The organism is Halorubrum sp. CBA1125, assembly GCF_009742825.1.
Taxonomy (GTDB): domain Archaea; phylum Halobacteriota; class Halobacteria; order Halobacteriales; family Haloferacaceae; genus Halorubrum.
In genome coordinates, this window is record NZ_WPCE01000104.1 from 1 (window position 1) to 10,426 (window position 10,426).

Below are 10,426 nucleotides of genomic sequence, written 5' to 3' on the forward strand. Positions count from 1 at the left end.
CACGACGCCGCGACGCCTACTCCGACGCGGCGGCGCCCCACTTCTCGGCGCGCTTCGGCCGGTCGGAGACCGCCATCACGTCGATGTCGTCGTCTGCGTGCTCGATCGCCTCCAGCGCGGCCGACGCGGACGCGTACGTCGAGAAGTAGGTGATCTCCTCCTCGACGGCGACCTCCAGCAGGTCGCGCTGGCGGGAGACGATGAGGTCGATCTCGCCGCGCTTGGCGGCCTCGATCAGGTCCGTCGCCTCGCTCAGGTTGAAGTGCTCGGCATACCCCTCGACGAGCGTCTCGCCCGCCTCGGTGTCCGGGTCCGGGAACTCCTCGGCCGAGAGGTCGACGACGGCCGTGCCGGACTCGGGGATCGGCTTACCGGTCGCGTCCTGCGCCTTGTCGTACGCCTTCCCGAACGAGCGGGCGGTGCCCATGACCTCGCCGGTCGACTTCATCTCCGGACCGAGCCGCGGGTCCGAGCCCGGCAGGCGGTCGAACGGTAAGACGACCTCCTTCACGCTGCGGTGCTCGGGGACCTGCTCGTCGACGTCGAGGGCGGAGAGGTCGAGGTCGTCGGTCATCACCTTCGCCGCGAGCTTCGCGATCGGGACGCCCGTCGCCTTCGAGACGAACGGCACCGTCCGCGAGGAGCGCGGGTTCGCCTCTAAGACGTACACCTCGGCGTCCGTCTCGGGGTCGTGGACGCCCGTCACCGCGAGCTGGACGTTCAACAGGCCGACCGTGTCGAGCGCGCGGGCGATGTCCTCGGTCACCTCGCGGACCCGCGCGAGCGTCTCGTCGTCGAGCGAGCGCGGCGGGATCATGCACGCGGAGTCGCCGGAGTGGACGCCCGCGCTCTCGACGTGCTCCATCACGCCGCCGAGCAGGACATCCTCGCCGTCCGCCACGGCGTCGACGTCGAGTTCGACCGCGTCCGCGAGGAACTCGTCGATGAGGATCGGCTTGTCCGGGGAGACGCGAACCGCCTCCTCGATGTACTCTTCGAGCTCCGCGTCGTCCTCGACGACGCGCATCGCACGGCCGCCGAGCACGTAGGAGGGGCGCACCAGGACGGGGTAGCCGATCCGGTGGGCCAGATCGAGCGCCTCCGTCCGGCTCGTCGCCGTGCCGCCCTCCGGCTGGGCGATACCGATCTCGTCCATCAGGAGGTTGAAGCGGTCGCGGTCCTCGGCGAGGTCCATCGCCTCGACGCTCGTCCCCAAAATCGAGCAGTCGAGCCCGCGCCGCTCGATCTCAGCTTTGAGCGGTTCGCCCACGTTCACGGAGGTCTGCCCGCCGAACTGGACCATCACGCCGTCGGCGCCGGTCGTCTCGACCACGTCGGCGACCTCCTCGGCGGAGATGGGCTCGAAGAAGAGCCCGTCGGAGGTGTCGTAGTCGGTCGACACCGTCTCCGGGTTGTTGTTCACGACGTGCGCGTCGATCCCCAGTTCGCGGAGCGCTCGCACCGCGTGGACCGCACAGTAGTCGAACTCGACGCCCTGCCCGATGCGGATCGGGCCGCCGCCGACGACCACGACGCTCTCGACGTCGGGGTCGACGCGGACCTCGTTGGCCGCGCCCGCGGTGTCCGCCCCCCGGATGAATTCGGGGAGCCGCGCGGAGTAGTAGTACGGCGTTGACGCCTCGAACTCGCCCGCGCACGTGTCCACCTGCTTGTAGGTGCGGTCCGGGACCGTCGTCTCCACCTCGCCGACGTCGGTCTCGACGCCGCCGTCGGCCGCGGTCGCCGCGATCTCGGCGTCGGTGCGACCGACCATCGCCGCCTCGGTGAAGTCGCCCTCGGCGGCCTTCGCGGTCCCCGCGGCGATGTTCTCGAACCGCTCGACGTACCAGCGGTGGATCCCGGTCAGGTCGATCACGTCGTCGACGGTGTAGCCGCGGTCGAACGCCTCGAACATCGCGTACGGGCGGTCGGGGCTCGCGCGCTCGAGGTACTCCGTCTCCAGCTCCTCGTCGGACACCTCGTCGAAGTCGACGGCGGGGTCGTACTCCGAGGAGCGCAGCGCCTTCACCATGCTCTCCTCGAACGTCCGGCCGATCGCCATCGCCTCGCCGGTCGACTTCATGGCCGTGCCGAGCTCGAAGTCGACGTCGTCGAACTTGTCGATCGGCCAGCGCGGCACCTTCGTCACCACGTAGTCGATGGCGGGCTCGAAGGCGGCCGTCGTCTCGCCGGTGATCTCGTTTTCGATCTCGTGGAGCCGCTTGCCCAGCGCGACCTTCGCGGTGACGCGGGCGATCGGGTAGCCGGTCGCCTTCGAGGCCAGCGCGGAGGAACGGGAGACGCGGGGGTTCACCTCGACGACACGGTACTCGCCGCCCGGCGTGCCGTCGTCGTGCCACGCGAACTGGATGTTACAGCCGCCCTGGATGCCGAGGTCGCGGATGACCTCGAGCGCCGCGTCGCGCATCTCCTGGTGACCGTCGTCGGGGATGACCTGCGACGGCGTCACGACCGTGGACTCGCCGGTGTGGATCCCCATCGGGTCGATGTTCTCCATGTTGCAGATGATGATACACGAGTCGTCGGCGTCGCGCATCACCTCGTACTCCAGCTCGACCCAGCCGGCGATCGACTCGGTGATGAGTACCTCGCTGTTCCGCGAGAGGCGCAGCCCCTTGCGGACGCGCTCGACGAGCTCGTCGAACTCGTGGACGACGCCCGATCCGGAGCCGCCGAGGGTGTAGGTCGTCCGGGCGATGACGGGGAGCCCGCCGACCGCGTCGACGGCGTCCTCGACCCGGTCGACGAGGTCCGCCTGTGTCAGCGCGGCGACCGACTCGCCCTCGTCGAGCGAGATGGTCGTCGACTTGGGTACCGGCTGGCCGAGGTCCTCCATCCGCCGGCGGAACAGGTCGCGGTCCTCCGTGGCGTAGATGGTGTCGAGCGGCGTCCCCATCACCTCGACGTCGAACTCGTCGAGGACGCCCTCCTCGGCGAGTTCGGCCGTGACGTTGAGCCCCGTCTGACCGCCGAGCCCGGCGATGACGCCGTCGGGCTCTTCGATCCGGATGACCTCGGCGATCGCCTCGGTCGTGATCGGCTCGATGTACACTCGGTCGGCGGTGTCCGGGTCGGTCATGATCGTCGCCGGGTTCGAGTTCACCAACACGACGCGGGCTCCCTCCTCCTGGAGGGCGCGGCACGCCTGCGCGCCGGAGTAGTCGAACTCGGCCGCCTGTCCGATCTGGATCGGCCCGCTGCCGATGAGTAGGATAGTGCGGTCCTCGCTCATTGTCGTGACGAAATGCGCTCATCGTAATAAGGTCCGCGGTTCAGTACGAATCTCGCAGCGATTTTTCGATTTTCGCAAGGTATGTCGACACGTGACGGACGAGACGGATCCGCACGGGGCGATCGTCCTCTCAAGACGGGGCTCGGAGCGATAACTCCCCGTTCGAGACCGGTCGGGTGCGCATCGCGTCCGTTCAGGTCTCAAGTCGGTACCGGTATGGCCGATCCGCGATGACCTCGACCTCGCCGTACTCGGCCCACCGTCCCAGCACGGTCGCCACCCGGTGCGGGCTGTCGAGATCGGTGGACTCGCCCACGAGCGCGAGGATCTCCCGGGCCGTCAGCGGCTCGTCGGCGTCGGCGAGCACGCTCCGGATCCGGTCGTACTGGTCGAATTCACCGGCGCTCATACGTCTTACGTACGGCCCCCGAACATATAGGATTCAGTGAGACAGGAGTCAGACAACCGTCCGACACGAGGCGCGTAACGGCCGTTTTCGACGGATCGGGGCGGCGAACAGAGTGGCGTCGAGAACCGAACGAGGCAGAAGACGGATCAAAGCGGTGACCGCGACCGGCCTTTCAGGGAGTGGGGTCCCCGGAGGCGTACGGGTCCTCTGCCTCCAGGTCGCGCTCCGCGCGGTACTGGTCGACGAACTCGCTCACGTCGAACTCGACCATCTCCGCTTCGAACGCGGAGAGCGCCTCGTCGTCGTCGGCGTGGCTCACGGCGTGTTCCATCAGCTCGACGACGAGCTCGACGACCACCTCGTGGAGCCGCCGCGAGTCGAACGCCGTCACCCACGCCATCGCGTAGCCGACGTCGGCGTTCTCGCTGGCGTCGTGGGCGACGACCCAGTCCGGGAACTCCTCTAACACGACCCCGAGCAGGTGCGGCGTGTCGAACTCGGGCATCTCCTCGCTCGTCGTGTCGATCGCCTCGCGGAGCACCTCGACGAGGAACTCCGGGAGGAACCGCTCGGGCGGGTGGACGTCCATCACGACCGCGTGCGTCTCGCCGCAGTCGCACGCGAACTCGCGCATCCCGAGGTCCAGCTCGCCGACGCCGATCGTCTCCCCGCACGGTAGCTCCAGCGTGTTCTCGTCGCCGCCGGGAACGCGCGGCTGGGACATACCGGGCGTTGGCCGGTGACGAGGTTAAAAGGCGCGGAACGCGGGTCGGCTGGAGAGCGGGCGGGAGGGTAGTCTACTGGAAGCCGATCCGGCCGCCCGTGTCGCGCAGCGCGTCCGTCCCGCCGCCTTTGAACTGCTGTTCGACGTCCTCGTAGTACGCGAGGATGTCATCGGTGATCGTCGGCCGCACGGACTCCATGGCGCGCCGGAAGTGCCGCATCTCCACCTCCTCCGCGTCGTCGTCGTCGCGCAGCGCCTCGATGGCGGCCTCGCGGGCGATCCCCTCGAGGTCGGAGCCGACGTAGCCGTCGGTGATCTCCGCGACCTCACGGAGACTCACGTCGGGCGCGAGCGGCGTGTCCTGCGTGTGGATCTCCAGTATCTGTTCGCGGCCCTCCTGGTCAGGCTGGCCGATCATCACGAGCCGGTCGAAGCGGCCGGAGCGGAGCAGCGCGGGGTCGATCATGTCCGGGCGGTTGGTCGCGCCGATCACCATCACGTCGCCCATCTCCTCGAGCCCGTCCAGCTCGGTGAGCAGCTGGTTGACGACGCGCTCCGAGACGTTGTTACCCATCTCCTGGCCGCGCGAGGGCGCGAGGCTATCCAGCTCGTCGAAGAAGATGATCGCCGGACTCACCTGCCGGGCCTTCCGGAACGTCTGGCGGATCGCCTTCTCGGACTCGCCCACCCACTTCGAGAGCAGCTGCGGGCCGCGCACCGAGATGAAGTTCGCGTTGGTCTCGTTGGCGACCGCCTTCGCCATCAGCGTCTTTCCGGTGCCCGGCGGGCCGTACAGCAGCACCCCCTTGGGGGCGTCGACGCCCATCCGGTCGAACTTCTCCGGGGACGTGAGCGGCCACTCGACCGACTCCTGGACCTGCTGTTTGGCGTCTTCGAGCCCGCCGACGTCGTTCCACGAGATCTTCGGCAGCTCGACGAGCACCTCCCGCATCGCCGAGGGCTCGACCTCGTTCAGCGCGCCCGCGAAGTCGTCCCGCTTGACGATCATCCGGTCGATCAGGCTCGGCGGGACCTCCTCCTCGTCGAGGTCGATCTCGGGGAGGTACCGCCGCAGCGCCTTCATCGCCGCCTCCTTGGTGAGGCTCTCGATGTCGGCGCGACGAACCCGTGGGTGTCGTCGGCGAGGTGGTCGAGCGAGACGTCGTCGGACAGCGGCATCCCGCGGGTGTGGATCTGGAGGATCTCCTTGCGGCCGGTCTCGTCGGGGACGCCGATCTCGATCTCGCGGTCGAACCGCCCGGGGCGGCGGAGCGCGGGGTCGACGCTGTCGACGCGGTTGGTCGCGCCGATGACGATCACCTGCCCGCGCGTTTCGAGGCCGTCCATCATCGTCAACAGCTGGGCGACGACCCGGCGCTCGACCTCGCCGGTGACGTCCTCGCGCTTGGGCGCGATCGAGTCGAGCTCGTCGATGAAGATGATCGACGGCGACTCCTCTTTGGCGTCCTCGAAGATCTCGCGGAGCTGCTGTTCGGACTCGCCGTAGTACTTCGAGATGATTTCGGGGCCGGCGATCGAGAAGAACGACGCCGACGTCTCGTTGGCGACCGCCTTCGCGAGCAGCGTCTTCCCGGTGCCCGGCGGCCCGTGGAGCAGGACGCCCTGCGGCGGCTCGATCCCGAGCTTCGAGAAGATCTGCGGGTGTTTCATCGGCAGCTCGACCATCTCGCGGACGCGCTGGATCTCGTTCTGGAGCCCGCCGATGTCCTCGTAGGTGATCCCGCCGCCGGTCTTCTCGAAGCCGGAGATCGGCTCCTCGCGCAGTTCGACCTCGGTGTCCTCGGTGATCAGACAGACGCCGTCGGGCTCCGTCTCGACGGCGATGAGCGGGATCGCCTGGCCGGGCGACCGCATGAACGGGTGGTTCGTCGAGGACATCACGGGGACGATGTCGCGCTCGACGACCGGCCGCTTGAGGATCTGGCGTTTCACCATGCCGGCCGCGTCGGAGCCGAACTGGACCGACGCCTCCTCGGGCGGCGCCAACACGAGCTTGTCGGCCTTCTCCGCCTCCGCCTTCCGGATGGTGACGCGCTCGCCGATGCCGACGTCGGCGTTCTGGCGGGTGAACCCGTCGACGCGGACGGTGTCGGTGTTCCAGTCCTGTCGGTCGGCGCGCCAGACCTTCGCGGCGGTGGTCTCCGCGCCCTCGATCTCGATGATGTCGCCGGGCGAGAGCTTCAGGTGCAACAGCGTGTCGGGGTCGAGCCGCGCGATACCGCGCCCCGAGTCGTTGGGGTACGCCTTCGCCACTTCGAGTTGGACTTCGTTCATTGTTCCTCGCGGGGGATATCCGTAACTCCTCCCGGTTCCGGAATAAGCCTGTTGCCCGGCCGACTCGCACTGACCGACCGGCCAGTTCCGCCGCCGGCGCCGATCTGTGCCATCATGTGTCATGGTACGGCCCCCAGTCGTTAAAACCTCGTCGTCACCGTGTGTTTTCGCCGCAGTCACCGACGGGGGTAACCGGATCGCGGGCGAGCAGCGGCGACGGGATCCGAACGCGAGGGAGAGACACGACGGGCGAGGTCCGCGACGAGACACGACGGGCGGACCACGGGGTATTTGTCTCCCGATCGCCTCCCGTGACCCATGCGAACGCTCGCGTTCGACGGCCGGACCGGCGCCGCCGGCGACATGATCTGCGCCGCGCTGATCGCGGCCGGCGCCGATCCGGACGTCCTCGCGCCCGTGACCGACCGGCTGCCGGTTCGATACGCGGTCGGCGAGACGACGAAACACGGGCTCCGCGCGACGACCGTCGACGTGCTCCTCGACGAGGGCAACGATACCGCCGGCGACGATGACGGCGGGTCCGAGCACGACGACGCCGGGTCCCGCGACGGCAACGAGGGGTCGGACGCGGGTGAACGCGATCGCGGTCGCGACGTCGGACACGACGCCGGGCACGACCACTCGGACCGCTCCGATCACGATCACGACCACGCGTCCCACGCCGAGGGCGGGGGCGTCCACCGCAGCTACCCTGAAGTCGTCTCTCTCGTCGAGTCGATGGACCTCCCCGCAGCGGTGGAAGCGACCGCCCTCGACGCCTTCGAGCGGCTCGGGCGGGCGGAGGCGTCGATCCACGGCACCGACCTCGCGGAGACGCGCTTTCACGAGGTGGGCGCCGACGACGCGATCGCCGACGTGGTCGGCGCGGCGCTGCTCCTCGCCGACCTCGATCCAGACCGAGTCGTCACGACTCCGGTCGCCGCGGGCGGCGGCGAGGTCGAGATGAGCCACGGCGTCTACCCCGTCCCCACGCCGGCGACCACCGAGATCGTCGCCGACGCCGACGTGTCCGTGGTCGGCGGGCCGGTCGAGCGCGAGCTGTTGACGCCGACTGGCGCCGCGATCCTCGCCGCCGTCGCCGAGGGCGTCGAGACGGTCCCCGACCTCGACGTCGACGCCGTGGGCTACGGCGCCGGCGACGCGACCCTCCCCGACCGGCCGAACGTGCTCCGCGTGCTCGTCGGGGAGGAGGGCGAAGAGGGCGAGGTGAGAGAGGAATCGAAAGAAGCGGCGACTGTCGGAGACCACGGACTCGCCCACGACGACGTCGCCGTGCTCGAGACGAATCTCGACGATGCCGCCCCGGAGGTGCTCGGCGGGCTCCAGGAGACGCTGTCTCGCGTCGGCGCGCGAGACGTAACGATCGTGCCGACGACGATGAAGAAGTCCCGTCCGGGCCACCTCGTGAAGGTCATCTGCAAGCCCGCCGACGCCGCGGCTGTGGCCGAGCGGCTCGCCCGCGAGACCGGTACCCTCGGCGTGCGTCAGGCGGCCGCGAGCCACCGGTGGATCGCCGAGCGGAAGTTCGAGACGGCGACCGTCCGGATCGGCGGCGACGACCGCGAGGTGGCGGTGAAGGTGGCGTCGACCGCCGACGGCGAGGTCTACGACGTCAGCGCCGAGTACGACGACGCGGCCGCCGTCGCCGCCGAGACGGACACGCCCGTGCGGGACGTACTCCGACGGGCGGAGACGCAGGTGCGAGAGCGGCTCGCCGTCGACGAGGACGGCGACGATAGCCCGGACGAGGGGAGCGGCGAGTAGCCGATACGGAGCCGGACTCGGGAGTCGGTGAACCCCGCGGAGACCCCCCAGATCGGGGGTTCCGTCCGCCTCGAGACGACAGGCCTATGACGGGCGCCCGGCCAGTTGGTGGTAATCGACACCCCGTCATGATCGAGCGAATTCACACGTCGGACGTCGAACCGGACGCGGACGAGGTCGCCATCGCCGGCCACGTCCACGAGATCCGCGACCTCGGTGGGCTGGTCTTCCTCATCGTGCGCGACCGGGAGGGGCTCATCCAGGTCGTCTTCAAAGAGGAGCGCGAGCCGGAGCTGTTCGCGGCCGTCCAGGACGCCGGCTCCGAAGACGTCGTCCGCGTCGTCGGCGACCCCGTCGCGAGCGACCAGGCGCCCGGCGGCGTCGAGATCGCGCCGACGGCTTACGAGGTCATCGACGAGGCCGACTCCCCGCTCCCGCTGGAGATCTCGAAGGACATCGAGGTCGACCTCTCCACCCGGCTCGACAACCGCGCGCTCGACCTCCGGAAGCCGGAGACGCTCGCGGTGTTCACGCTGCGCTCGAAGCTGATGACGGCGATGGAGGAGTGGTTCGACGAGGAGGGGTTCGTCGACATCAAGACGCCGCGGATCTCCAAGGGCGGCGCCGAGGGCGGCGCGGAGCTGTTCCCGATCCTCTACTACAACCAGGACGCGTTCCTCTCGCAGAGCCCGCAGCTCTACAAGCAGATGCTGATGGCCGCGGGGTACGAGGCCGTCTACGAGAACGGCACCGCGTTCCGTGCCGAGGACTTCGCGACCTCCCGACACGTCTCCGAGATCGCGATGTTCGACGTCGAACTCGCGTACATCGAGGACCACCACGACGTGATGGACGTCCAGGAGGAGTCGCTGCGCTACGCGCTCCGGGCGGCCGCGGAAAGCGCCGAGCGCGAACTCGACCTGCTCGACGTCGACCTCGCGGTCCCCGAGGACGACTTCCCGCGGATCACCTTCGAGGAGGCACTCGACATCTTAGAGACCGAGTTCGGCCACTTCCCCGACGACCCGACCGACCTCGACACGAAAGGGGAGAAGCTGCTGGGCGAGCACTTCGAAGAGCAGGGCCACCCCGCGTTCTTCGTCGTCGGCTACCCCGACGAGAAGTTCTACTACATGCAGGACGTCGCGGGCGACGACATCGCCTCGCGGAAGTTCGACCTGATCTACAGGGGACAGGAGCTCTCCTCGGGCGGCCAGCGGGAGCACGACGTCGACCGCATGGTCGAGGTGATGGAAGAGGAGGGCGTCGAGCAGGCCAACTTCGAGTTCTACATCGAGGCGCTGAGCTACGGGACCCCGCCGCACGGCGGCTACGGGCTCGGCATCGACCGGCTCGTCCAGAAGGTCGCCGACCTCGACAACATCAAGGAGGCGATCATGTTCCCGCGCGACCCGAACCGGCTGGAGCCGTAGCGAGACCGGCGCCGTAGGATTTAAATTCCGGAGCACGGCAGCGACGATTGCGTATCGGCGGCGTTCACCGGCTAGACCGAGATATTCACCTACTGTCGGTCTCGCAACGGTACCTCACAGCACCTGGACACGCGCTCCACGCTACGTCGACCTAAATATCACGATGGTTGTCACCACCAGTCACGGTGCCCGTCAGTATGACACGAACTGACAAGCCACACGTCCGAGCCGCCGCGCGCCAGCGTCGACCTCGCCCGCTGGCCAACCGTCCCAGCGGGGCACTAATAAACGAACGCCGCGCTCGCCGTATCGGCCGCGCTGGTCCGTCTCCCGCCGCTTAAACCGGCTTAAATCGGGCGTAATTCGGCTGAAGCGCTTGCGGTATTGAAGATGGTAGCGCCCCGAGCGGGAGTCGCCATGAACGCGATCCGAACGACGCTCGTCGCGGCGCTCGCCGCGGTGGTACTGATCGGGACCGGTGCGGCCGTCGGCGCCGTCGCGGCCGCGCCCGGCAACGCGGACGCCGC

General features: G+C 68.8%; 5 protein-coding genes and 1 pseudogene. 2 read left to right on the plus strand and 4 right to left on the minus strand.

Going from position 1 to position 10,426, the window contains the following annotated elements; translation table 11 throughout:
* Positions 1 to 16 precede the first annotated feature (16 nt).
* The 4 genes and pseudogenes from carB to GJ633_RS10245 all read right to left on the minus strand — a co-directional run bounded on the left by carB (position 17) and on the right by GJ633_RS10245 (position 6,681).
* Positions 17 to 3,253, minus strand: coding sequence for a carbamoyl-phosphate synthase large subunit (carB, locus tag GJ633_RS10230; RefSeq protein WP_156588747.1), 3,237 nt, complete (start codon positions 3,251 to 3,253; stop codon positions 17 to 19).
* Positions 3,254 to 3,446: 193 nt separating this feature from the next.
* Positions 3,447 to 3,662 (minus strand): hypothetical protein, encoded by a 216-nt coding sequence (locus GJ633_RS10235; RefSeq protein ID WP_156588748.1) that lies wholly within the window; start codon positions 3,660 to 3,662, stop codon positions 3,447 to 3,449.
* A gap of 172 nt (positions 3,663 to 3,834) precedes the next feature.
* Positions 3,835 to 4,386: a DUF5815 family protein gene (locus GJ633_RS10240; protein WP_156588749.1), complete on the minus strand. Its 552-nt coding sequence runs from the start codon at positions 4,384 to 4,386 to the stop codon at positions 3,835 to 3,837.
* A 73-nt stretch (positions 4,387 to 4,459) separates the two neighbouring features.
* A pseudogene (locus GJ633_RS10245) lies at positions 4,460 to 6,681 on the minus strand (CDC48 family AAA ATPase).
* 318 nt (positions 6,682 to 6,999) lie between these two features.
* On the opposite strand from GJ633_RS10245, the gene larC reads away from it, so the two are divergent.
* Entirely contained in the window at positions 7,000 to 8,466 is a 1,467-nt protein-coding gene (gene larC / locus GJ633_RS10250) for a nickel pincer cofactor biosynthesis protein LarC (RefSeq protein ID WP_156588750.1), read from the plus strand.
* Positions 8,467 to 8,594: 128 nt separating this feature from the next.
* On the plus strand, positions 8,595 to 9,899 hold the full coding sequence (aspS, locus tag GJ633_RS10255) for an aspartate--tRNA(Asn) ligase (protein ID WP_156588751.1): 1,305 nt from the start codon (positions 8,595 to 8,597) through the stop codon (positions 9,897 to 9,899).
* Positions 9,900 to 10,426 lie beyond the last annotated feature (527 nt).